Source organism: Helicobacter magdeburgensis (assembly GCF_000765825.2).
GTDB classification, from domain to species: domain Bacteria; phylum Campylobacterota; class Campylobacteria; order Campylobacterales; family Helicobacteraceae; genus Helicobacter_C; species Helicobacter_C magdeburgensis.
On sequence record NZ_JRPE02000005.1, the window covers coordinates 16,453 to 41,592 of the forward strand.

The 25,140-nt window shown below is 40.6% G+C and carries 21 protein-coding genes; 11 read left to right on the forward strand and 10 right to left on the reverse strand.

The features are described 5' to 3' along the window. The first annotated feature begins 13 nt into the window (after window positions 1-13). From LS74_RS04365 to LS74_RS04390, 6 genes are all read left to right on the forward strand, one after another. Window positions 14-2,059: an RNB domain-containing ribonuclease gene (locus tag LS74_RS04365; protein ID WP_034585845.1), complete on the forward strand. Its 2,046-nt coding sequence runs from the start codon at window positions 14-16 to the stop codon at window positions 2,057-2,059. Continuing rightward, window positions 2,056-3,057 carry a DNA polymerase III subunit delta gene (holA, locus tag LS74_RS04370; RefSeq protein ID WP_034585848.1) on the forward strand — a complete coding sequence of 334 codons (1,002 nt, stop codon included), beginning with the start codon at window positions 2,056-2,058 and terminating at the stop codon, window positions 3,055-3,057. The genes LS74_RS04365 and holA overlap by 4 nt, the downstream gene beginning before the upstream one ends. Before the next feature lie 73 nt (window positions 3,058-3,130). Beyond that, on the forward strand, window positions 3,131-3,541 hold the full coding sequence (gene rpsF, locus LS74_RS04375) for a 30S ribosomal protein S6 (RefSeq protein ID WP_138128842.1): 411 nt from the start codon (window positions 3,131-3,133) through the stop codon (window positions 3,539-3,541). A gap of 18 nt (window positions 3,542-3,559) precedes the next feature. Continuing rightward, the gene (locus LS74_RS04380) at window positions 3,560-4,114 is read left to right on the forward strand and encodes a single-stranded DNA-binding protein (RefSeq protein WP_138128844.1); all 555 of its coding nucleotides are present in this window, start codon (window positions 3,560-3,562) and stop codon (window positions 4,112-4,114) included. Between the two features lie 34 nt (window positions 4,115-4,148). Beyond that, entirely contained in the window at window positions 4,149-4,403 is a 255-nt protein-coding gene (gene rpsR / locus LS74_RS04385) for a 30S ribosomal protein S18 (protein ID WP_034587961.1), read from the forward strand. 148 nt (window positions 4,404-4,551) lie between these two features. Then, window positions 4,552-6,510 carry an MMPL family transporter gene (locus LS74_RS04390; protein ID WP_034587963.1) on the forward strand — a complete coding sequence of 653 codons (1,959 nt, stop codon included), beginning with the start codon at window positions 4,552-4,554 and terminating at the stop codon, window positions 6,508-6,510. 30 nt (window positions 6,511-6,540) lie between these two features. Here the strand turns inward: LS74_RS04390 and rpsO are convergent, their stop codons facing one another. The 7 genes from rpsO to LS74_RS04425 form a co-directional block, all read right to left on the reverse strand. Further along, complete coding sequence (gene rpsO, locus LS74_RS04395; protein ID WP_034587966.1) at window positions 6,541-6,813, reverse strand: 30S ribosomal protein S15; 273 nt, start codon at window positions 6,811-6,813, stop codon at window positions 6,541-6,543. Window positions 6,814-6,908: 95 nt separating this feature from the next. Then, window positions 6,909-7,658: a hypothetical protein gene (locus LS74_RS04400; protein ID WP_034587969.1), complete on the reverse strand. Its 750-nt coding sequence runs from the start codon at window positions 7,656-7,658 to the stop codon at window positions 6,909-6,911. 116 nt (window positions 7,659-7,774) lie between these two features. Next, window positions 7,775-9,646, reverse strand: coding sequence for an RNA polymerase sigma factor RpoD (rpoD, locus tag LS74_RS04405; RefSeq protein WP_034587971.1), 1,872 nt, complete (start codon window positions 9,644-9,646; stop codon window positions 7,775-7,777). Between the two features lie 117 nt (window positions 9,647-9,763). Next, window positions 9,764-10,711, reverse strand: a complete 948-nt coding sequence (locus tag LS74_RS04410) for a thiamine pyrophosphate-dependent enzyme (RefSeq protein WP_034587973.1) — start codon at window positions 10,709-10,711, stop codon at window positions 9,764-9,766. Window positions 10,712-10,723: 12 nt separating this feature from the next. After that, window positions 10,724-11,944: a 2-oxoacid:ferredoxin oxidoreductase subunit alpha gene (locus LS74_RS04415; RefSeq protein WP_034587976.1), complete on the reverse strand. Its 1,221-nt coding sequence runs from the start codon at window positions 11,942-11,944 to the stop codon at window positions 10,724-10,726. Between the two features lie 9 nt (window positions 11,945-11,953). After that, window positions 11,954-12,358 carry a 4Fe-4S dicluster domain-containing protein gene (locus LS74_RS04420; RefSeq protein ID WP_002957114.1) on the reverse strand — a complete coding sequence of 135 codons (405 nt, stop codon included), beginning with the start codon at window positions 12,356-12,358 and terminating at the stop codon, window positions 11,954-11,956. Between the two features lie 15 nt (window positions 12,359-12,373). After that, window positions 12,374-12,934 carry a pyruvate flavodoxin oxidoreductase subunit gamma gene (locus tag LS74_RS04425; protein WP_034589386.1) on the reverse strand — a complete coding sequence of 187 codons (561 nt, stop codon included), beginning with the start codon at window positions 12,932-12,934 and terminating at the stop codon, window positions 12,374-12,376. Window positions 12,935-13,183: 249 nt separating this feature from the next. On the opposite strand from LS74_RS04425, the gene trpS reads away from it, so the two are divergent. From trpS to glnA, 4 genes are all read left to right on the forward strand, one after another. Then, window positions 13,184-14,206 (forward strand): tryptophan--tRNA ligase, encoded by a 1,023-nt coding sequence (gene trpS, locus LS74_RS04430; RefSeq protein WP_034589384.1) that lies wholly within the window; start codon window positions 13,184-13,186, stop codon window positions 14,204-14,206. A 56-nt stretch (window positions 14,207-14,262) separates the two neighbouring features. After that, window positions 14,263-15,111, forward strand: coding sequence for a phosphatase PAP2 family protein (locus LS74_RS04435; protein ID WP_138128846.1), 849 nt, complete (start codon window positions 14,263-14,265; stop codon window positions 15,109-15,111). Continuing rightward, window positions 15,108-17,699: a PEP/pyruvate-binding domain-containing protein gene (locus LS74_RS04440; protein WP_034589302.1), complete on the forward strand. Its 2,592-nt coding sequence runs from the start codon at window positions 15,108-15,110 to the stop codon at window positions 17,697-17,699. Before LS74_RS04435 ends, LS74_RS04440 begins: the two co-directional genes overlap by 4 nt. Window positions 17,700-17,800: 101 nt before the next feature. Continuing rightward, on the forward strand, window positions 17,801-19,240 hold the full coding sequence (glnA, locus tag LS74_RS04445; RefSeq protein WP_138128848.1) for a type I glutamate--ammonia ligase: 1,440 nt from the start codon (window positions 17,801-17,803) through the stop codon (window positions 19,238-19,240). 129 nt (window positions 19,241-19,369) lie between these two features. Here glnA and LS74_RS04450 read toward each other — a convergent pair whose 3' ends face one another. From LS74_RS04450 to LS74_RS04460, 3 genes are all read right to left on the reverse strand, one after another. Then, the gene (locus LS74_RS04450) at window positions 19,370-19,603 is read right to left on the reverse strand and encodes a hypothetical protein (RefSeq protein WP_034586212.1); all 234 of its coding nucleotides are present in this window, start codon (window positions 19,601-19,603) and stop codon (window positions 19,370-19,372) included. 123 nt (window positions 19,604-19,726) lie between these two features. Then, the gene (locus LS74_RS04455) at window positions 19,727-21,910 is read right to left on the reverse strand and encodes a heavy metal translocating P-type ATPase (RefSeq protein WP_138128850.1); all 2,184 of its coding nucleotides are present in this window, start codon (window positions 21,908-21,910) and stop codon (window positions 19,727-19,729) included. Between the two features lie 107 nt (window positions 21,911-22,017). Beyond that, window positions 22,018-23,256, reverse strand: coding sequence for a lysozyme inhibitor LprI family protein (locus tag LS74_RS04460; RefSeq protein WP_236096799.1), 1,239 nt, complete (start codon window positions 23,254-23,256; stop codon window positions 22,018-22,020). A gap of 137 nt (window positions 23,257-23,393) precedes the next feature. On the opposite strand from LS74_RS04460, the gene ilvD reads away from it, so the two are divergent. Further along, a complete protein-coding gene (gene ilvD, locus LS74_RS04465; RefSeq protein WP_034586215.1) occupies window positions 23,394-25,088 on the forward strand; it encodes a dihydroxy-acid dehydratase in 1,695 nt (564 codons plus the stop codon). Window positions 25,089-25,140 lie beyond the last annotated feature (52 nt).

Genomic DNA, 25,140 nt, shown 5'->3' on the forward strand with positions numbered 1-25,140 from the left:
AAAGGATAAAAGAATGATTTATTTTTACGCACTTATCGCCAATGGCACAAAGCAGATTCCAAGATCATTCCATAATGCCTTTACAAAACTACAAGAATACAATGTCCTTGAAACACAAGGGAATATCCATAAGCTTAAAAGTGATTTTGTCATCGGCAGTGTGGATATTTCACAAAGTGGCAAGGTTTTTCTTAAAAGCTTTAAAAACACAGATTCTGCGGATTTTGTGCTTGAAAAAGGTAAATTTTATAAACTCAAAAAGGGCGATATTATCCTAGCTAAAAGGGGCAAGGCAAAGCAAAAAGGGCAAAAAAGCAAAGCAAAGCAAAAAGCAAATCTTATCACGCTTTTATACGCCACAAAGCCCTACACTATTGCCGTGCTTGTAATGAAAAAGGGGCAGATTCTTGCCCTAGAGTTAGAATCTAGGGGCAAAAAGGGGCGTTACCTTGAGCTAAAACTCTCACAAAAATCACTCAAAGCCCTGCCAAAGCATTGCGTCATAAAAGTGGAAGTGGCAAGTGGCAATATAGTTGAAGTCTTTGGTGTGCTAGAAGATGCAAATATTGATGAAAAAATCGCCCTAAGCACTTATAATCGCACCTATGACTTTAGCCCTAGCTCTAATGAGTTTGCCTTGTCTTTTGGCGATGAAGTGCATAAGGCTATGTATCCCAATCGTGTAGATTTAAGCCATTTGCCCTTTTGTGTGATAGATCCCATTGATGCAAAAGACCACGATGATGCGATTTATTTTGATGTAAAATCCCGCACACTCTATGTGGCAATAGCCGATGTCAGCGAGTATGTGAGCTTTAATAGTGAGCTTGATAAGGAGGCTAAAAAAAGAGGCTTTAGCCTGTATTTTCCACACAAAGTTTTGCCTATGCTTCCCTTTGCCCTAAGCAGTGGAATCTGTTCTTTAAAGCAAAATGGATTGCGTTTAGCAATGGTGTGGGAAATAAGCTTAAACACAAAAGCAGAAGTGAAAAAAAGCAAGCTTTTTGAAGCCCTTATACAATCTCACGCTAATGTCAGCTATGAAGAAATAGAATCTTTTTTACAAAATAAGTCCGCTAAATCCACGCAACTGCCCGATTCTATTACGCAATGGCTCAAAGCCTATGTGCCATTTGTGAAAAAGTGCAGAAAAAACCGCTTAAATGTGGGCTTTGATTTTAAAAGTGAAGAGATAAAATTAAAGCTTAATGAATCTATGGAAATTCTCTCGTGGCAGCAAAGCACTCAAAGTTTAGCCCATAGCATTATTGAAGAATCTATGCTTTTAGCTAATGTGGAGAGTGCTAAAATGCTAGATTCAGGTATTTTTAGAATCCACCCTCCGCCAAAGCTAGAGCGAATAGATGAACTAAGGTGGGATTTAGAATCTATGGGCTATGAAGTGCCAAGGACACAAGATATACATACGCTAATTACGCAGATTCAAGCTCAAGCGGACAAAAAAGATAAAGCCAAAATATCTCAAAATAACAATCAAAGAGCAATAATAGATGGGCTTATCATTAAATCTCTAAGCAAAGCGACTTATAGCTCAAAGCCTTTAGCACATTTTGGTTTAGGATTTGAATCTTACACGCATTTTACTTCGCCTATCCGCCGATATAGTGATCTTATTGTGCATAGAATCCTAAAAGCAATTTTACATAAAGATAAAAATCTGCCATTTTTGCTTGAATCTTGCAATGCCATTACCCACGAACTCAACCTGAAAGAAAAGCAAATAGCCCAGATTGAATCGTATTTTTATCATTTTAAGATGTTGCGATATGCTAAAAGACTACTAGATAAAGGGCTTAGATGCGAGATTCTAGTCAGCAGAGATGAAGGAGAAGGTGTGGCTCTTAATGTCATTCCGCAAGTGAAAATCACGCTTGATAGATTTGTGCCTCGTTTTAGCGTGGTGGAAGTGGAGATTATGGAAGTGGATTTGCTCACTATGAGCGTTTATGCAAAGGTGCTAGATTCACAAACACAAGAACTTATGTCGCAAAACACATCTCAAAAATGTGGCAAAAAATCGCACAAAGGAAAAAAATGAATAAAGCCCAACTTGACACACTATTAAAAGAAAATCCACCTCGTGCGAGTTTTTTATATGGAGATAGCTTTATGGTGGGCTATTATGGTAAGAAAATCGCTCAAAGCTTAAAGAGTGAAGAAAAAACAACCTTTTATTTTGATGAATATAATAATGTCAGCGTCAATACTTTGCTTTCACAAGGCTCACTTTTTGGCACAAGCTCCCTTGTGGTGCTAAAGATTCATCACAAACTTAGCAAGGCGGATGTTGAACTCTTTTTACACTCTTTGAGTGCTAATACACATAATGCCTTGATTGTAGAATATTATCAAGCACAAAATAAGTCTAGTGGCGATTATATGCGTGATTGCAAGGGTATTGCGGGGTATTTTCATCACCCTAAAATGCCAAAAAATAGCGTTGTTGAAGTGCGATTTTTTGAGTCAAATATGAGAGAATGTATAGGCTTTTTACAGGAAAGAAGCAAAGAGCTTGGACTAAAGATTGATGATAGAATCTTAACTCAAATTCTAAATATACAAAATAATGACATTGCTTTAAGCCTGAATGAGCTAGAGAAATTTAGCATTTATGCGGGAAAAAGCATTGATATGAGTGAAGTTAATCTATTATGCGATGGTGTAGGGAGCTTTAGCATAGAGGAGCTGTGCTGTGCGGTTATGGATAAAAAGCCCTTTATTCATATATTGCAAAATATTTATGAAGAGGGTGTGAATGAAATAATGATGATTGGGGAGATTCAGCGATTTTTTTACCAACTTTTTTTATTTTTTGCTTACGCAAAGAGCTATGGGAGTATCAATGCAAGGGAGATTCTAGGCTACAATCCCCCAACACACATTATTGAGCGTTTATCACGCTACTGCATACGCTTTAAAGAGACAGAATATATTCACATTTTTGAGTTACTTTCACTCTGGCGATATGAAGTCAGCAAGGGCAAATCTAAGCAATCTATGGGTGCTTTAATCAAAATTCAAGAATTGATACGCTAAAATCCGCCCCCTATACCTTGCTCTTTTGGCTCATTTAAGCTACAAAAGGGCGGTTACACCAAAAGGAGACATAATGAAATTCTACGAGACGATGTTTATTCTCAAACCGACACTTGTTGAAGAAGAAATCAAGGCAAGAATTGATTTTTTCAAAGAAGTTATTACAAAAAATGGTGGCGAGATTGAAACCTGCCTTGATATGGGTATGCGGAATCTTGCTTATGAAATCAAAAAAAATAAACGCGGATATTATTTTGTTATCTACTTCAAAGCAGAGCCTAGCTTGATTTTGGAGCTTGAGCGAAATTACCGCATTAATGAAGAAATTTTGCGATTTATTGTGATTAAGTATGAGAGCAAAAAAGAGCAGAGTGCGTGGCAATCGCTTGTCAATAAGGCAAATAATAAGCCTGAAGCAAAAGCTACAAAGCCAAAAAAAGAGGAAACCCCAAAGGCAGACACACAGGAAACTCCACAAGCCTAATACACAAAAGGACGCTAGATGTATAACAAGGTAATTATGATGGGAAATCTCACACGAGATGTAGAGCTACGATACTTGCCTAGCGGAAGTGCTCTAGCGACCATTGGATTGGCAAGCAATAGGAGATATAAAAAGCAAGATGGTTCGCAGGGCGAAGAAGTATGCTTTGTTGATGTGAAGCTTTTTGGGCGAAGTGCAGAAGTGGCAAATCAATACCTAAGAAAAGGAAGCAAGATTCTCATTGAAGGGCGATTAAGCTTTGAATCTTGGACTGACCAAAGTGGAGCTAAAAAAAGCAAACACACTATCACAGCTGAAAGTATGCAAATGCTAGATTCTAAATCTATGGGCGAAAGTGGAGCTTATAGCGAGAATGGAGGGGGATATAATAATGCCTACTCCGCAAATCCTGCAAACACCACAAACAATGGTGGATATAATAATCCAAATACAGGATACAATCCTCAAGGCTATAATCAGCCACAAACTTATGGCGGTGGGAGAGAAGCAGCGGGAGGCTATTCTCAAAATATCCCTGAAATCAATATTGACGATGAAGACCTCCCATTTTAAGCGTCATTTCTCATAATTTCTAAAAGGAGACCCAATGGAAAAGAAAAAATACTCAAAACGATACTGCCGATACACTGAAGCGAAGCTTGAGTTTATTGACTACAAAGATGTGGAGATGCTTAAGCATTCACTTTCAGAGCGATACAAGATTATGCCAAGACGCTTGACAGGCAACACAAAAAGATGGCAAGAGCGTGTGGAAGTGGCTATCAAACGTGCAAGACATATGGCACTTATTCCATATATTGTAGATAGAAAAAAGGTGGTTGAAAATCCTTTTAAAATCTAATTTGCCGATGTGAAAGGGCTTTGAATCTTTCACATAGCTGCTTTTGGCAGCATAATCTCTTCATTTTTCTCGCATAACTTTAGCCTTCTCTTATAGCAAAGGTTTTATAATACTTACTTTGCATTCTCTTAGATTCCAAGGCTTAACAATGAACAAATTTGTCTCGCTACACCTGATACTTTTTGTCTGTATTTTTGGCATTTTTTTATGGATTGTAGATTCTTCTAGGATAAGTCAAGAGGTGCTTGATTTATTCCCAGATAACGATAACAGAGCCTTGATTGAAGCCCACAGACATTTTGCAAACTCAAAATATATTCCCTTAGCTTTGCGTGGATTTAATGAATCTTCAAAAAAGCGATTTGAGACACTTCTCTCACAGGTTGAAAAAATTCCCAATGTCGCTTCCATCTTGCAATTCCGCCCCTCACAGCAGCAACAACTCTATGACTTTTTAACCAACCCTAGCTCATATCTCCTTACCCCAGATTCAAACTCACAGGTAGATTTAGATTTTACTCAAATTTTTGCCCCTATATTGCACACATTCCAAACTTCGCAAACGCCACAAATTTTACAAGATTCACGCTCACCCCTTCTTGCCAAAGACTATGAATTTTACGCCCTTGTGGAATTGCGTAGCCTTGAGGATACAGAGCTTAAAAGCACACTCCAAAGCTTCAAAGAGTTAGAATCTAGCTATACGGATATGCGATATTTTTCCACTGATTTTATGCGAGTGGAGAATCTAGGCTTAATTTTACAAGAGGTGAATTTTCTTTTAGGCTTTGCATCGCTTGTATTTATTGTGCTGTATTTTGTGATTCTCCGCATACCACTTTTGACTTTTCACACCATTTGCACACTTATTCTTGCCAATATCATTGCCATTTTGCTCGTGCTGTGCGTGTATCCAAAGGTTACGATTATGGCATTAAGCTTTGGTATGGGGATTTCAAATATTGCCATTGACTATATGATGCACCATCACTTTTTTGGGCTTTATGCGGGGAAAAAAGCAATATTTAATCGTGCTGTGTTTTATGGCTATATCACCACAATGCTAGGCTTTGGGGCGTGTTTGTTTATCCCTTTTCCACTTTTAGCTCAACTTGCCTTGTATGCGATGATTTCTTTAAGCATTGCTTATATGAGTTTTGCTTTTATCTATCCGCATTTGGGCTTAAATCCCCCTAGGCTTTTTGCTTTTATTAGTCATTTAAGAAAGCCTTGCATACCCTCTTTTGTGTTTTTGCTCCTAGCCTTTCTTGGCTTTATTTACGCCGCTTGGCATACAAGGCTTGATTTTGATCTCTCTAAGCTTGACTATCACAACACGCAAATGCTTGAACAAAAAGCATTTTTTGAAAGACTTCACAACGATACACCACAAGTTTTGCTACAAGCTAGAGAGCCTCAAGGGCTTATGCTCTTTGTGCGAGGACTTCTTAGCGAAGGGCTAAATCTAACTTTTAACAAAAAGCAGGGAGAAACGCAAGAAAAGCATTTTTATCTTTTGGCAAATATGACACAAGAGCAGATAAAGCACGCCACTTCACTCCTTGAAGCATTAAAAACAAATTCAAATAGCAACCTTAAGCTATGGAATACAGAAGAGCAAAAGCAGATTCTAGAATCTGATCTTATGCTTGAAACACGCTCTTTGCAAAGCATTATGGATAATCTTGCAGATTCTATTTATAAGCCTATGATGTTTGTTTTGAGCCTTGCCCTAGGGCTTATGCTTCTCTCTCTAGCCCTTAGTTTAAGAAAAGATTTTTTTCACACAGCGGGATTTGTGCTTTTTCCTTTGAGCGTGGCACTTTGCGTTATTGCAAGTCATAGTGAATTTAATATGATGCACCTTTTTGCATTGCTTATCCTTGTGGTGGTAAGTGTAGATTATGGAATCTATGCGATAAAAGAAGGAGAAAACCCACGCACAAACCACGCTATTATTTTTTCAGCCTTAACTACCGGGGCGAGTTTTGGGATTCTAATCCTATCACAAACCAAGGCACTTAATTCCTTTGGGGAAGTGATTTTTAGCGGTATGTGCTGTATGTTAATTCTGCTTGTGTTTGGAAGATTTGGAGAAAGATTCTAGCCTAAGAATCAAGGTTAGAATCTTAAGACATTATCTATCTTTGAGTTTTAGCTCACCGATGAGTTTGGCATAGCGAGTGTATTGTGTTTTCTTAAGGTAGGCTAGAAGTGATTTTCTCTGTCCTACAAGCTTCAAAAGCCCTAAGCGGCTTGAATGATCTTTTGGATTTGCTTTCAAATGCTCTGTCAAATCCGCAATTCTCTGTGAAAGCAGTGCGATTTGCACTTCACTTGAGCCCGTATCCTTACCATCTCTTGCAAATTTTGCAATGATTTCCTTTTTTTTCGCCGTATCTAAAGCCATAATGACCTCCTTGATTGGTATAAAATAAAGCGTGGATTCTAGCACAAATTGCTAAAGATTGGCTAAAAGCGTATCAAATCAGTCAAAATATGCGCCTAATCAACACCAAAGGCAAACAACACCTGCGATTCGTGGATATAGCCAAATATTGGACTTTTTGCGCCATTGGGGAAATAAAACACCCCAAGCCAAGCAGAATCTTGCGCACTATCTTTACTCCTAAATAGCCTCTCTCCCGCATAATACAATCTCGCACCAGCTTCGTTACTAGCCCCTCCACCAAAATCCTTTGCTACACGCTCGCGCTTAATTTGCGTGATGATTGTGCCATTAGGGGATTGGCGTAGGTTGATATAGCTATCTGCAGATTTATATTTCAAACGCAAAGACCCTAAATCTTCATAAGCCAAAGACGAGATAGAAATACCGCTCAAAATCTCCACACGTTCTATATTTGCATAAATCTCGTGTCCAGCATCGCCCTCACCATAGAATCTATAATCCTTAAGCCGCACTTTTGCCCTAGCTGCCACGACACCAAAAATCTTTTTATCTAGCCCAAGCTCTCCTTGCAGTGCCAAGTCTCTAGCATTCAAGATAAGCACGGATCTATTTTCCCTATGCTTTGTGAAATCTATCTTCTTCAACTCATCTACACCCATAAGACTATAATACAAAAATGGTAGTGCCAAATTCTTATCAGGATAGAATCTTAAGCTTATTTGACTCCCCTCCATTTCGCCCTCATAGCCTTTCTCAAGCACACCGGTAAGCTCCACCTCTCCGCCAAAGCTCACTTCTTCTACATCATCAGTCCCGCTAAATGTGAGAGAATCATAGCTCATTGTGCCACTATCACTTAATAGCCCTGGTATGTGTTAGCTTCCTAGGGAAGCCAAAAGCTACCGCCGCTAGCAAACTCATAATCACAAAAATTCTTAGCATTACTTACTAGCTACACCTATTCTTCAATATAATTCTTTAATTTTCTGCCCACTTTTGGGTGTTTGAGCTTTTTAATCGCACTAGATTCTATTTGTCGCACACGCTCACGGGTAACATTGAGTTCCTTGCCGATCTCTTCTAATGTCCTATCACTCTCATCATCAAGCAGTCCAAAACGCATACGGATAACCGCCTTTTCCCTATCATTAAGCTGTTCTAGCACATCATCAATCTGCACCTTCAAATCCTCTTTAAGGATATAGTCCATAGGACCAACAGAGCTTTTATCCTCTACAAAATCCCCAAACTTCCCATCATCATCACTCCCAATAGGCGCATCAAGGCTTACTGGCTCTTTTGTAATCTTAATCACATTTTTGACTTTATCAATAGGCAATCCCACTTCTTTGGCAATATACTCAATATCTGGCTCTTTGCCCGTTTCCTGTATATGCTTACGCATAATCTTGTGGATTCTATTGATCGTTTCTATCATATGGATAGGGATTCTAATTGTGCGTGCCTGATCGGCTATGGCACGAGAGATAGCTTGGCGAATCCACCAAGTCGCATAAGTAGAAAACTTAAAGCCCTTTTTATACTCAAACTTATCCACAGCTTTCATAAGCCCAATATTCCCCTCCTGAATCAAGTCCAAAAAAGGCAACCCACGATTTGTATAACGCTTGGCAATACTCACAACAAGGCGGAGATTTGACTTTGCCATTTTTGCTTTTGCTTTATCGGAAATGGACTTTCCGCGTTTGATTTGCTCTAAAATCTCTTTTAACTTTTCTGGCTCTAGGTTAAACCCCCCCTCACTTGCCTCTTTTGTTTGAAAAAGTTTCTTAAGCTCCATATACACGCTAACCATAGTCGTCTCTGGCACCATCGCGGCAATCTCATCGCGACTCATCACGGTAATATTAGCAAGAATCTTTTGATGATTTTCCACAAGTGTGTCATTAAATAATGGCAGTTTATATTCCAAACGCTTTAATTCACGCTCAAAGCCATCGCCACTTTTTAAGCTATTCTCCATAGCTCTTACAAGCTCATTAATAAGCTTACTTGTAGGTCCCAAATCTAAAAGCTTCATTTTCAAAATATGCTTTTTGTGGGAGAGCAACAAAATATGCCCTAATTCATCTTCGCTTTCACTAATGGGCGTCTCAAGCACTTTGAGCCAATCCTTCTTAGCCTTATCAAGTGCTTTAAAACTCTCCATTACCTTTTCAATTCTCTTTTGATCTTTTTTGGAATTTGCCTTGCGTGAGTTCTCCTCCTCTTCAACAGCATCAAACTCCTCTTCTTCCTCTTCGCCCTCTTCTTCCTCATCATCAAAGCTTTTAAATAACTCTTTTACGCGTCTCTCTCTATTAATCAACGCATCTTTATAGTCATAAATAAAATCAATCAAATACGGCACAGAGCAAATCGCGTCAAGTATAGTATTCTCACCTAGCTCTATATTTTTACTTAAGCTTACTTCCTCTTCTTTTGTTAATAATGGAATCTGCCCCATTTCACGCAGATACATTCTTACAGGGCTATCACTTCTACTCCACTCTAACAGCTCCTTGTCTTTCATAAAATCAAATTCGTCTTCAAGCTCCTCATTGAGTAGTTTCTTTCTATCAGCTTGGCGTTGAATCTGCTCTTTGGTATTGAGCATTTTTGCTACTTCAGATGAGCTCAAAAGTTGTTTTTTATACTTTTTACTTAAATCTTTTATTTTTTTGACTTGTGCTGCTGTGGGGGCTTTGAGCATAATCTGTGCGATTTTCTCATAAGTAATATAATCGCTATCCTCTTCTTTAAAAAGATTTTCTAGTTCTGCATTAACTTCTTTTGATTTTTTGCCTATTTTTTCGGATTTTTCTGACATTTATTGTATCCTTAGCAGTGAAATAGTGGAAAATAAAATCGGCAATTGTATTTAAAATTGCATAAATCTTTGATTAAGACTTTTATCTCCCCAATCCTAAAGATTAGGGATTAGGGATTATTTGGGGTTGATTTCTTCGCGTCTTTGGAGATATTCCCAACGCGCTTCTACATCTTTTTGGAGTTGTGTGATGATATGCTCATTTTCAGGTTTGAAAAGATGTTTGAATCGCCCTTGTGCGCCAAGATAATCACGCACAGGAATAACATTTCTTGGGCGGTATGTAATATGAAGCTCCACACCATTAACAATTTCAAAAAGAGGAAACACGAGAGAATCCACAGCCAAATCACTCACTTCAACCGTCTTATTAGATTCAAACCGCCACTCTGTGGTGCAAGCACTCATCGCATTAATAAAAGTAGGACCCTCTGTGTCAATAGCTCGTTTAATTTTTTTATTCATATCTTTCCACTTATTAGGTGCGACTTGAGCGACATACGGAGAGCCGTGAGCTGCCATAATAAAAAGCAGGTCTTTTTTCTTTTCTTTCTTGCCATAGCTTGAGCTTCCAGCAGGGGTTGTTGAAGTGCTTGAACCAAGCGGGGTAGAGCCACTTCTCTGCCCACCGGTATTCGCATAAACTTCATTATCAAGGCAGATATAAGTCATATCGTGCCCTCTTTCAAAGCAACCGCTAATCCATTGAAACCCAATATCATAAGTCGCCCCATCACCACCAAAAGCAACAAATTTTGGCTTTTCACCGGTATATCGCCCCTTGCGTGCCAAAGCCTTATACATAGCTTCAGCTCCAGCTACTGCCGTAGAGCCATTCTCAAATCCTATGTGAATCCACGGCACATCCCAGCTTGTATGCGGATATACCGCACTTGAAACTTCCAAGCACCCTGTTGAGTTTCCTAAAATAATAGGTCCATCAACAGCACTTAGCACTTCACGCACAATCATTCCGTGCGCACAGCCCGGACAAAGTAAATGCGCACCTTCAAATTTTTTTGATGATTTTTGAAATTCTTTTAGATTCTTGACTTCTTTTACCATTGCATTCTCCTTTTAAAAAAAGCTCATCTTAGGTCCGCGTAAGCCCAGCATTTGCTGAAGTGGGTGGGTAAGCTTACCAGCCTTCGCATTTGCACTAAGCTCAGTAAAAATCTCTTCTAAATGTGCTTGTGTCAAATCGCGTCCGCCAAGCCCATAGATATAGTTTGACATTATAGGGTGTGCCCCAGCTGAAAGGGCTGCTGCGGAAAATTCATTAAACAACATTCCAAGCGTTCCAGCAGGCAAACTTCTATCCAAACACGCCACCGCTTTAAGATTCTTCATCGCTTCGCCAACTTCTTTAAATGGAAAAGGACGCAAAGAGCGGATAGATAGCACACCAGCTTTTATGCCCTTTTGCTCACGCACCTTTTTTGCCGCCACACGCGCAGATTCTACACTTGTGCCAAGTGCGACAATCGCCACCTCCGCATCTTCAAGGAAATAACTCTCAACAAGGCTATACTTACGCCCACTTAGCTTTTCAAACTCCCTAAACACTTCATTAATGACAATATGCGAATCCATAATGCCCTTATGTAGCTGTGCCTTATGCTCAAAATGCCAATCTTCTTCAGTTTGCGCACCATAGGTAATAGGATTAGAAAAATTCAGCATAGGATTATGTGAAACATACTCGCCAATAAATTTATATGCCACCTCATCGCTAAAAGGTCGCACAGATTGTGCTGTGTGAGAGCAGATAAAGCCATCTTGATTTACAATTACCGGCACTCTCACACGCATATCTTCAGCAATTTTAAACGCCATAAGGTTGAAGTCATACGCCTCTTGAGGATTGTATGTGCAGAGATTTATCCAGCCTGTATCGCGGCTAAGATACATATCAGAATGATCGCCATTAACATTAAGCGGTGCAGCTAAGGCGCGATTAACTAGATTTAGCACGATAGGCAAACGCATACCTGAAGCTTGATAGAGCACTTCTACCATCAAAGCAAAGCCTTGAGAGCTAGTCGCTGTGGCTACACGCCCACCAGCAGCCGCAGCCCCCACACACGCACTCATCGCAGCGTGTTCAGATTCCACCATTACAAACTCACCATCAATATAGCCATTACTCACAAAACTCCCATAATTTTGCACAATAGGTGTTGAAGGCGTGATAGGATAGGCTGCCACGACATCAATTTGAGCTTGACGCAACGCTTGGGAAGCAGCCATATTCCCATCCCATACTTCAATATCTCTTACTTCCATTACTTTTGCCATATTCTCCTCCTATGCTTCTGTCTTTTTAGGTTGCTTTTGGGGCCACTCTCTTAATGCCTCATCGTTATCCTTGTGATCATTAAACATAAGCAAAGACTTAGGATTTGTAGGACATACATCTACACAAACACCACAACCCTTGCAATGCACATAATCTACCCCTGCAAGCTTATCGTTGCTTGTCAAAATCGCTGCATCAGGGCAAAATACCCAGCAATTAAAGCAATTAATGCAAATCTCGCTATTATGCACAGGCTTTTCCACACGCCAATGTGCCACACTATCAGTAAATGAGCTATCGCCACTATAAGTTCTCTCACATTTATAAAGCTCCATCGCCCCATCTACACCCTTTTTAAAAGGAAAAAGCACAGAGCCTATTTCAAATTGATCCCAATCTTTTAACTTTTCCATAAAATCTCCTTTATGTTATTTGACTTCCTCATAAGCTCGCCTAATCGCCACCTTATTTGCATCAATCACCTTTTGGGGAAGCTTCTTGCCAAGCACTTTTGAAAAAGATTCTAAAAAATAATCAATCTCAAGCATACCTGAAACTTTCATCAATGCCCCAAGCATAGGTGCATTTGGCACGGATTTACCAATGGCATCAATAGAGATTTGAATACAATCAAGTGTGTAAAGCTCCTTTGTCGCAAGTTCTGGCTTTTTCTCTATAAGCTCTTCCTTGCTTAAACGCGTAGTGATGATGTATTTTGTAGAAGGCTTATCATACAAGCAAATATTTGTGATAAACACCAAGCCCGGGTCAATCACCAAAATATAATCCGGATTCATAAATTTCTCGTGATTTAAAATCGGTTCAGAATCTATCCTGTTATAAGCTGTCATTGACGCACCGCGTTTAGCAGAGCCATAAAACGCAAATGCTTGTACTTCCTTGCCTGTTCCTGCAATCACATCGGCTAGACCCTTCGCACCTGTTACAGCACCTTGCCCAGCACGAGAATGCCATCTAATTTCAAGCATCTTTATATCTCCTTCCATTGTTGGATTTTGTGCGGGGATTCTAGCACAGCAATGCTAAATAAGCGTATCATTTTGAAACATTTTAATTTTATATAAAGAAAAAAGGGGGAGATTCTACACATTTTTGTAAAGAAAAACTTTACCAAAATTTAGGCAGTTTTTTGCTACAAACACAACTTTTCACGCTAAGATTTTAGGCTATAATACCGCCTTGATAATCTTTATCATCTCACAACATTAAGGAATCTTATGACTAACACAGCACAGAGAGAATCTCACACGATAGAATCTAAAAAACGCGTTTTTTCAGGCATTCAGCCCACTGGCAATATCCACCTTGGCAACTATCTAGGGGCAATCAAGCAATGGGTAAGCTCACAAGATGAGTATGAAAACATCTTTTGTATTGTCAATTCCCACGCCATTACCACGCGTCAAAACCCTGCCGAATTGAAACAAAAAACCTTTGAACTCGCTGGAATCTTACTTGCCTGTGGGATTGATACAAGCAAATCAAGCCTTTTTATCCAAAGTCAAATTGATGAGCACCCGGCATTAGCGTGGATTCTAGACTGCCATATCCCTATGGGCGATATGAATCGTATGACGCAATTTAAGGATAAGTCAAACAAGAATCCAAAAAATATTAATGTCGGTTTGTTTAACTATCCAGCCCTTATGGCAGCGGATATTCTGCTCTATCAAGCCCATAATGTGCCTGTGGGCGAAGACCAAAAACAGCACCTAGAGCTAACGCGTAATGTCGCTATCCGCTTTAACCGCGAATACGGCGAGTGCTTTAGGATTCCAGAGCCTATAATCCCTAAAGTTGGTGCTAGGATTATGGGGCTAGATGACCCACATTCTAAAATGAGTAAATCCGCCAAAGGCGAAAATCACGCAATTTTCCTGCTTGATAGCCCAGATATAATCACACGAAAAATCAAAAAAGCCATTACAGATTCACAAACTGAAATTGTCTTTGATGAAAGTCGCACAGGGCTTTATAATCTTTTGTGTATATATGAGATTTTCACGCAAAAAAGCCGCCACGATATAGAATCTGAATTTGTAGGTAAGGGCTATGGACATCTTAAATCCGCCATTGCCGAAGTGTTGGTAGAATCTTTGCGTCCTATTCAAGAATCTTATGCCAAAATCAGCCAAGATAAAGCCTATATCCAAAGCGTGCTTGATAGCAGTGCAGATTCTATCCGCCCCATTGCCAAGGCTACTTATGATAAAGCCAAACAACTCATTGGGTTGGTATAATAGTAGAATCTGTAAAGTCTGTGAAATACTTATCAAGCTTATATTGAAGGAGCAAAATGTCAAAACTCGCTCAACCTAAAAGAATGCTACTCCACGAATATCTGTGGTTTATCCTACTTGGCATTATCGCTACAAGGCTTGTGTATTCTAGCCACACAGGCACAAGCTTGTCTTTTATACTCGCCCTTATGCTTCTTGTGCTGCTCAACACACGCATAACAGCCTTTGTCGTGCGGTTTGGATTCTATATTGTGCTGATGAATGTGCTTTTTGTGAGCTTAAGGGATATTTCGCCACTTATCAACCCACAAGGCAAGGTAGATTCCCTGCTTTATGGGCTTGACACTTGGCTTTGTGGGGAATATCTAGGCAAAAGCCTATTTTCCTACTCGCATTCTCACTTATCACTTTTGCTTGATGATTTTTTTAGCTTTTTTTATTTGCTTTTTTTATTTGAACTGCTGTATTTTTTCATCTATTATCTGCTCTATAAGCCTTCAGCAAGGTTTTTCATAGGTATTATGAGCGTATATGCTATTGGCTTTTTGGGCTATATTTTTCTCCCAGCTATCGGTCCTTACGCTTTTTTACAAGATGAGCTAACCGCTCCGCAAGGCTATTTTTTCTACCCGCTCCTTGCTAAGTATTACACGCTAGGCAGCAACCTAACTGATGTCTTTCCAAGTCTGCATTGTGGAATCTCGCTCTTTATCCTGCTATATAACTTCGCCTTTTCACGCACGCAGTTTAGAATCTGGCTTTTGCCAAGCGTGTTTTTGTGGATTTCTACCATTTATCTGCATTATCATTATGCGATTGACTGCCTTGCGGGATTCATTCTAGCCATTATTTGTATTTTACCTTTCTATCTTAGCACACATCTTAACACAAGGGGGAGAAAATGAATATTTTACATTTTAGCGACAAGGACGCTTTAAAGCTTTCACTAAGCGGTGGCAAGGGGGCAAGTCTAGCTAAAGTCTTTCAAGCGGGATTTGCTGTGCCACAGGGCTTTATCATCACTACTAGAGCTTATGAAGCATTTTTATCAAACGCCAATGAGATTCCATCTTTTCCAAACAATGACTTAGCCCTTTTGGAATCTAAAGCTAATCAATACAAAGAGCATTTACTCACGCTTCCCCTGCCGCCCTCTTGTCTCAAAGAGCTTGAATCTGCCCTCTCTCACTTTAGCCCGCATCAAGCCTTTAGCGTTCGCTCTTCTTCCACACTTGAAGATTTAAATGCCGGAGCATTTGCCGGAGCACACGATACATTTTTAAACTGCGTTGGACTAGAGACAATCGCACAAAAAATCAAAGAATGCTTTGTCTCGCTCTGGCATACCCGTGCTATTGCGTATCGCTGTGAGCTTGGATTCTCCCATAAGGACGCATTAATGGCGGTAGTGGTGCAAACAATGGTGCCAAGTCAAAAATCAGGTGTGAGCTTCTCTATAAACCCCATTACTTGCAACCTTAATGAAGTGCTGATTAACGCCAATTATGGCTTAGGGGAAAGTGTCGTAGGTGGGGAGTTTGATGTTGATGAATATCGCTTTAACACCTTAGAGCAAAAAATAGAATCTAGCCATATTGCTCATAAAACCAAAGGCATTTTTCCCACACACTGCACACAAGATTGCATTGCTCCACAGGATAAAGCTTCACCCCAAAGCCCACAGGATTTAAAAGATTCACAAGATTCTACGCAAGGCACAAGAGAGCGTCATATAGATTCTGCCTTTGCTGATACAGCAGTGCTAAGTGAAAAAGAAATTACGCAAGTTGCTTCACTCAACCTTGCCTTACAGCGATTTTATGGCTTTCCACAAGATATAGAATGGGCGATTGTAGATAACAATCTCTACCTTTTGCAATCTCGCCCCATTACGACTATCCCGCCGCGTTGGAGCAGAGATGAGTCTGCGGAGCGATACCCAAAGGCATTAAGCCCTTTCACTTGGGATTATGTAGATAGGGCGTTTCACATCTCGCTTGATTATTCTTTTAAGCTTTTGGGGCTTCCGCCTATGCAGGGCAAGTGGTTTGCTATGTTTGATAACTATATTTATGGCAATCAAAATGCAGTAAGCTTGTATATGGGGCAAAATACACTGCCCTTTACTGATTTAGATTCACTCATACAAGCCCTGCCCTCACTCACAAATAAGCTAGAATCTATAAAAGCCCTGCCAAAGCTATGGCATCGCGATTTAGCCACCTATCTCCAAGAGCTAGGCGCATTAAAAGCACAGGATTTAAGCAATGCAAGTTTGCAAGAAGTATGGGAGTTTATAGGGCAAATCGTGCGAGTTGGCACAGAGTATTTTAAGCCAAATATCGCTATTTCCATTACTCAAGCTATGCTCTATAAGATTCTATTTGCCCTGCTTAAGCTTATTGATAGCACAAACGCCCAAAGCCTTTTTACACTGCTTACCACCACGGATAACACCAAAACAAGCCTCGTGAATGATGAGCTGTTTAAACTCGCCTGTATGATAAAAAATAATCAAAGTCTGTATGATTTGCTCCATAGCACAGATTCTAAAAGCATTATAGAGCAGAATCTATTGCGGGATTTTGGGGCATTTTCTCAAAGCTTAGAGACATTTTTACACAATCACGGACATCGCGAAGTGGAGTTTGACGCCTATATTCCCACTTGGGGTGAAGCCCCAAATGTCGTGCTTGATACACTTAAACTTCTTAGCACTTCACCCCAGCCCAAAACAAGTGATATTGTGGCAAAAAAATATCAAGCTAAAAAACAGATTCTATCTCTTGTGGGAAGCCAAAGCGTGGAGCTTGAGCTGTTTTTGTATGAATTTTTAGAGCTTGTTGAAACTTATACGATTTTAGATGATGAGGAGCATTATCAAACAACGCGACTTACCCCTATTGTGCGTAAAGGCGTGTATGCCTTAGGTGAGCGGCTTAAGGCTTTAGGTATTGTGAGTGAAAATTTTGATGTATTTTTTGCTAACATCGCCTCGCTAGAATCCTTTGTCAAAGGCGAAATCTCACAAGAACAACTCAAAAGCCATATCATTCAAAATAAACAAACCTATTTAGAAAATGCCGCTAAAACGCCAAAATGGGAGCTAGATTCCACACAAGATTGCTTAGATTCTACTGCAGATAACCGCTCACATATAGAATCTAGCGATACTCTGCAAGGCATTCCAGCAAGTGCTGGGGTGGCAGAAGGGGAAGTGTTTATCGTGCGTGGGAGCGAAGACTTTGGTAAATTTATCCCACAGAGCATTCTTATAGCCCAAAGCACAAATCCCGCTTGGACGCCGCTTTTTTATAATGCCAAAGCAGTGGTAACCCAAAGTGGTGGCGCACTCTCGCACGGAGCGGTTACGGCTAGAGAGATGAAAATCCCCGCCGTTATGGCTGTGCCAAATGTAATGCAGATTCTCAAAAATGGCGATAGAATCCGCGTGAATGGTAATAATGGCAAGGTGGAGATTCTAATCCGCTAGAGAGATTTTCACAGGCACAAAAGACAAGAATCTAAGAAGTAACACAAAGTCATTTTACTTACTTGTGCTATAATCCGCACATTTTGATAAAGGGAGCAAAAATGAGTAGAGTAAGCGTAGATAAGGCTAAAGTGGCGGAGTTTTTTAGATTCTGCGATGAAAATGAAGTGGAGTTTATAGACTTTAGATTCAGCGACATTAAGGGCGTGTGGCATCACGTAAGCTTTTCACGAAGTGCGATTGATGAAGGAAGCTTTGAAGGTGTGCCTTTTGATGGTAGCTCAATCCCGGCGTGGCAGAGTGTGGATAAATCGGATATGATTCTTATACCCGATCCGGTGCGATATTTTATTGATCCTTTTACTGCGGATACAACGGTGGTGGTGTTTTGCGATATTTGGGATATTTATAAAAATGAGCCGTATGAAAAATGCCCTAGAAGCATTGTAAAAAGGGCGATGAAGTTTTTACAAGAGAGTGGAATTGGCGATGTGGCGTATTATGGACCGGAGAATGAGTTTTTCGTCTTTGATTCTATAAAGATAAAAGATGCGGTGAATTGCCAATACTATGAGATAGATTCTGAAGAGGGTGAGTGGAATCGTGCTAGAGAGTTTGAAGGTGGCGTGAATATGGGACATCGCCCCGGGACTAAGGGTGGCTACTTCCCTGTGGCTCCGGTGGATACGATGGTAGATTTGCGTGCAGAAATGGTAAAGGTGCTAAATCAAGTGGGGTTAGAAACCTTTGTGGTGCATCACGAAGTGGCACAAGGGCAAGGGGAGATTGGCGTAAAATTTGGCGATATGCTAGAAGCGGCTGATAATGTCCAAAAGCTTAAATATGTTGTCAAAATGGTAGCACATTTAAATGGCAAAACTGCAACCTTTATGCCAAAACCTTTGTATGGCGATAATGGCAGCGGAATGCACGTGCATATCAGCATTTGGAAAGATAATAAGAATCTCTTTGCTGGAGATTCTTATCAGGGCTTAAGCCAAATGGCATTGCATTTTCTAGGTGGTGTGTTAAAGCACGCAAGGGCATTAGCGGCTTTCACAAATCCTAGCACAAACTCCTACAAACGCCTAATTCCGGGCTTTGAAGCCCCTAGCATTTTGACTTATTCTGCACAAAATCGCTCTGCAAGTATTAGAATCCCTTACAACAGCGGCGAGAAAGCCAAAAGAATGGAGTTTAGATTCCCCGATAGCTCAAGCAATCCTTATCTTGCCTTTGCAAGCTTGCTTATGGCTGGGATTGATGGGATTAAAAACGCCATTGAACCCGGTGAGCCAATGGAGATAAATCTTTTTGAGCTAACATTAGATGAAATTAGAGAAAAGGGCATTAAGCAGTTGCCGCATACACTCCGCCACGCTATTGAAGAAATGCTTGTAGATAGGGCATATTTGAAAGAGGGCGGAGTGTTTAGCGAAGAGTTTATCCAAACTTATAAGGCTTATAAGTTTGAGACAGAAATCTGGCCTTGGGAAGCCCGCCCCCACCCATTTGAGTTTTTAACGACTTATAGTTGCTAGAATATAGAATCTTAGGTGTCTGACACTTGAGATTCTATTGAATTCTGTATAGTTGAGTTTTTTGCGTGTCTTGTTGGAGAAAGCCACTCTATCATCACGCCCAAGCTTTAGCTAGAAACTGCAATAACTTTATTCAACCTGCTTGGATTTGGTGCATTGGGTTTGTTGATATAGCCCTGTTGTGCAATAATACTGCTCTCCATTACAAGTTGCTACATAAGTCTCAGCTACATCAAAAAAGCTTCTTTGTGAGATGACAATATCTTTGGGATTGCAGCCTGTGGCACTTGCAGCGTGTCTTTTGAGATTTGCACAGCCTGTTAAAACACCTATCAACATAAGAACAACACATACATTTTTCATTTGAAACCCCTAAGTTATTTTGCTTCCATTTTAACACAATGCAATCTTATTTTAAAAGCTTTATTTATTTTCCTATATATCAAGTAACTTTTCTATCCAACGCACATTTATGAAGCAGTCTTTTTACCGCGTAGGGCGTTTAGCATTCAGCAAAGCTAGAAGTGCCACGCCCACATCACCAAAGACAGCTAGCCACATATTCGCCACACCCACAACCCCTAGCACAATCAAAAAAAGCTTACTCACAAGGGCAAAGCTGATATTCTGCCAAGTGATTTTGCGTGTGTGTTGAGCGATTTTCAAAGCATTCACCAAGCTCTGTAAGGAATTTTGCTGCAAAATAATATCCGCACTCTCTTTACTTATATCATTCCCACCCTCGCCCGTGTTGATACTCACACCCACATCACTCCGCCTTAGCACGATAGAGTCATTTATCCCATCGCCAACAAAGGCAGTTTTGCCACTCCAACGTCCCATAAGCTCCACAAGCTTTTGTGCTTTTTCCTGTGGCAAAAGATTCCCATACGCGTGGGTAATGCCAAGCTCCTTTGCCACTCTATCCACCTGCGTTTGATTATCTCCACTTAAAATCGCAAAATGCTCCACACCACATCGCCTAAGGGCTTGTATAGATTCCACACTATCATTTTTAAGCCTATCGCCAACGCTTACACACCCTGCATACACGCCATTATACGCCACATACACCATTGTAAGCTCAATATCCTGCGGAGTAAATTGAATACCCTTTTCTTTCATTAGCCTTTCATTCCCAGCTAGAATCTCCCCCTTTTCACATCGCACAACCACACCCCTCCCGCTTAGCTCCTCATAAGATTTTATCCGCCACGCATTGTTTTGTGATGGAGCAAGTTTTGCAATACTTTGAGCGATGGGGTGAGTGGATTGACTTTCCGCACACACAGCCAAAGAGATAAGAAAATCCTTATCATACTCCCCACTTGGCACAACTTCTAACACTTCAAAATTCCCCAAAGTCAAAGTCCCCGTCTTATCAAAGATAATGTTTTTCACTTGCGATAAAGATTCTAAATGGATTGAACCTTTAAAAAGCACACCTAGCTTACTTGCATAACCAATAGAGGCAAAATACCCCAAAGGCACGGCGATGACTAACGCACACGGACAGCTTATCATCAGCACCACCAACGCACGATAGATCCACTCGTGCCATAAGGTAGAATCGCCCCCAAGCACAAGTGGCGGCACAAAAGCAATCAGCAAGGCTAAAACAAAGATAATAGGCGTGTAGATTCTAGCAAAGCTTGTAATGGCTTTTTGCGTTTTTGCCTTATTGGCACTTGCTTCTTGTGTGAGTTTAGCAATCTTAGCAATGTGAGAATCTTCAAATACCCTTTCCACACGCACTTCTAAAACCGCGCTTGTATTTATCGCCCCGGCAATGACATTCTGCCCAGATTCCACGCTGATTGGCACACTCTCGCCATTAATTGAACGCATATCAAGGTAGCTTTTCCCCTGCAACACCACACCATCAGTTGGAATCTTCTCTCCCACTCTCACCACTATACAATCCCCCACCTTCAATTCACTTGGGTGCAAATCGGTTAAAATCTCGCCATTTTCTGTATTTGCAGCTTTTTTATGTGCGATTGTGGGGATAACTTGTAAAAGAGCTTTTATAGAATCTTTAGACTTCTGCACGGCTCTAGATTCTAAAAATTCTCCTAAGCGAAAGAACAACATAACCGCCACCGCCTCGCTTATCTCGCCCAAGCAAAATGCCGCAATTGTGGCAAAAAGCATAAGAAAATTTTCATCAAAAATGACTTTGTTTTTAAGATTATTGAGCGTATTTAAAAAAATAGGCTTTCCAGCGATGAGATACAAAAAAGCCAAAATCCCATAGATATAGGGGGCATTCTGCTCCCCAAAAGTTGTCAAGTGCAACGCCCCCATACATAAGCCAAAAATCCCTATAAGTGTGAATATAAACACAGATTCTAAAAATACAAAGCCCTTTTGTGATTGTGGCGTTTGCGTGGAATCTACAAATGTAGAATCTTGGGGCGAAGTAAGCCTAGCTTGTGGCTCAATGGCGTAAATTGTGGATTTAGCAAGGCTTAAATCACTTGTTGAAAGATAGAGTGTGTTGGTGTTAAAATCAACATTTGCCTTACTCACTTGTGGCAGGGCGTTTAGAGAGTCTTCTATGCGTGAAGCACAGCTTGGACAATCAAGCCCAGAGATTGAAAGCGTATAATCTTTATATGGGGTTTGCAAAGTCTCTTGAGATTGTATATCGTGGTGCTTTGGCTTCATTTCACCCTCCATATATCACAGCATTTTGAGCTGATTTGAAATAAGGCATTATTCCATATATTTGTAAATATACATATAGGGGGTATATGTATAAAGATTTAAATCAGTCATAGAAGCCACTTCAAATAATATATAAAATCCACAAAATCAAATAGCCCAAACTTTATCTCTTTTACTTTTTCTCTCAACGCACTCTCTTGCTCCCTATCCCTTTTCACATTAGCATTTTGCACATAGCCTACAATGGCATTACCATTAGGATTTGTATCCTGTGAAAACTCCATTAACATAATCTTTGTAAAACCATTAATAGATTTTGGTGCAAGTAGTATCGCCCCATAGTCCCTTCTTGCATTTTCCCCCTCACTATTTAGAATCTTTGTATAAAGCACAGGGGATTTTAGGCTTGGATTTTCATAGATTTTTACCGCACCTATCTGGCTTACTAGCTCTAGCGTTACTTGCTGTGATTTATCTATTGTTTCGTGCAATTCTTTTATGCGATGATTTATCGCTTGATACAAACAGGTTAAAAGCTCATCGCCATCTTTTGCCTTAACGCATTTCATATTACGCTCTTTTAGCCATTGTAGTTGCTCTTTTTTAAGCCTAGATTTTTGCTCATTGCTCCACGCAAAATCCATCGCATATTCAAACATCGCATTTAAGCTCACATCATCACGCAGAGTATAAAAGCTATTGCAAATGCCTTTTTCAATCTTACTCAAACCCTGCTTCTCACAATCAAAGCTCCCTCTAAATCGCGGATAGATTCCACTGAGAGTGCCTGCCCTACTCTCATCACTTGGTGTCTCACAAGTGCTAGAATCTAACCCTTTGCTAGAGTGAAAATAAATCCCTTTAGAATCTTTGCTAAGAGTAAATCTCATATTTTTCTCACACTTGATCCGCTCTGCTCCTTCTGTATGGCCACACACAAGATCAAAATACTCTCTCTTAGGCTCTGCCTTATTGCCATTTATGAGAATCTCCACTTCACCCGGGAACGCCCCACTATCACAAATGAGATCTTCGGTAGGATTAGCGGGGTCAAGAATTTGACGCATTGCTAAACCAAGCGTGCATATCGCACTTTTATCTTCATAATTATATTCATTTATTTGGTAGCAGTCATAGATTTGTAACGCACTTTGCTTATAGCACCAGCCGATTTTATTAAGTGGATCGCACAGGCTCACCTCTCCCCATACGCCCTCCCACTCACTGCGTTTAGAAAAACTATCAGCATCTCTGCTAATAAAATTGCGTGGCTCCACTATATCAGCTGTGCTAACTCCACTACATAACACAACTATCACCAAACATTTTACTAGTATCTTATACATTACAACCTCCCTTTAGAATCTGTTTGCAGCTTTGCATTGTAGCTAAATTTATAGAATCAACACAAAATTTTCTTACATACACTTCACAATCACGCTTTAATGCTACAATACCGAGGAGATTATTACAAGGAGATTCTATGCGAAGTGATATTGTAAAAAAGGGACATAATCGCGCCCCACACAGAAGTTTGCTAAGGGCAACAGGGCTAAAAGATGAAGATTTTAGCAAACCCTTTATCGGCGTGGCAAATAGCTATATTGACATTATTCCGGGGCATTTTTTCCTAAACAAATACGCTAAGATTGTCAAAGATGAGATACGCAAGGCAGGGGGCGTGCCTTTTGAGTTTAACACCATTGGCGTAGATGATGGTATTGCTATGGGGCATAGCGGTATGCTCTACTCTCTGCCAAGTCGAGAGCTGATTGCTGATTGCATAGAATCTGTGATGAACGCCCACGCGTTAGATGCGATGATTTGCCTACCAAACTGCGATAAAATCGTGCCCGGAATGCTTATGGGGGCGTTGCGTGTGAATGTGCCTACAATCTTTGTGAGTGGCGGTCCTATGAAAGCAGGGCGTTTGAGTGATGGCACAATTTTGGATCTAAACTCCGCGTTTGAAGCGGTAGGTGCGTATGAAAGCGGTAAGATTGATGAAAAAAGACTGCACGAGATAGAGTGCCAAGCCTGTCCTAGTGGGGGGAGTTGTAGCGGAATGTTTACGGCAAACTCTATGAATACACTTTGTGAAGCTATGGGCGTGGCGTTGCCTGGCAATGGCACAATCCCGGCTTTAACGCCAGAGCGAGAAGAGTTGCTACGAAAGGGGGCTAGACGCATTGTAGAGATTGCCCTAGATTCTAGCCTAAGTGAAAAGTTTAGATTCCGCAATATTTTGAATGCAAAAGCCGTGCATAACGCCTTTGTCGTGGATATGGCAATGGGGGGCAGCACGAATACGATTTTACATATGTTAGCCATTGCTAAGGAAGCGGAAGTGGATTTTAACCTAGAATCTATCAATAATATTGCCGCAAATGTCGCACATATCGCTAAAATCGCCCCAGCTCTTAGCACAATCCATATGGAAGATATAAACAAAGCCGGTGGGGTTTCAGCGGTGATAAATGAAGTTTCTAAAAGAGAAAAATCGATTTTACACCTAGACGCTCTTACAATTACAGGCGAAACGCTAGGGCAACGCATAGCAAACGCAAACATTACAGACCCTGAAATTATCCGCCACAATGACAATGCCTACTCACAAGTTGGCGGATTAAAAATCCTTTTTGGTAATCTCTGCGAACAAGGTGCGGTGCTAAAAGTCGCAGCAGTAGCAGAATCTATGAAAGAATTTAGCGGCAAGGCAATTTGCTTTAACTCACAAGATGAAGCGATTAAGGGCATTGCAGGGGGCAAGATAAAGGCTGGAAGCGTGGTCGTTATCCGCTATGAAGGGCCAAAGGGGGGACCGGGAATGCAAGAGATGTTAAGCCCTACAAGTCTTATTATGGGAATGGGCTTAGGCGAGAGTGTGGCACTCATAACCGATGGGCGATTTAGCGGGGCGACAAGGGGGGCTTGTATTGGGCATATAAGCCCAGAAGCTGCTGAAGGGGGGCTTATCGCACTCATTGAAGATGGTGATGAAATAGAGATTTCTGTCTCGCGTGGGAGCTTGGAATTGAGAGTAGATTCTAAGATTCTAGAATCTAGAAAGGCAAAATGGAAGCCAATCAAAAAAGAGATAACAAGCAAATGGCTTAAACGCTACTCACTACTTGTAAGCAACGCCGCAAATGGCGCGGTTTTAAAAACGGAGCTGTAAAAGGGTAAAATACGAGAAATGGATAGCAAAAGCTTAAAGTAACAAAGGAATA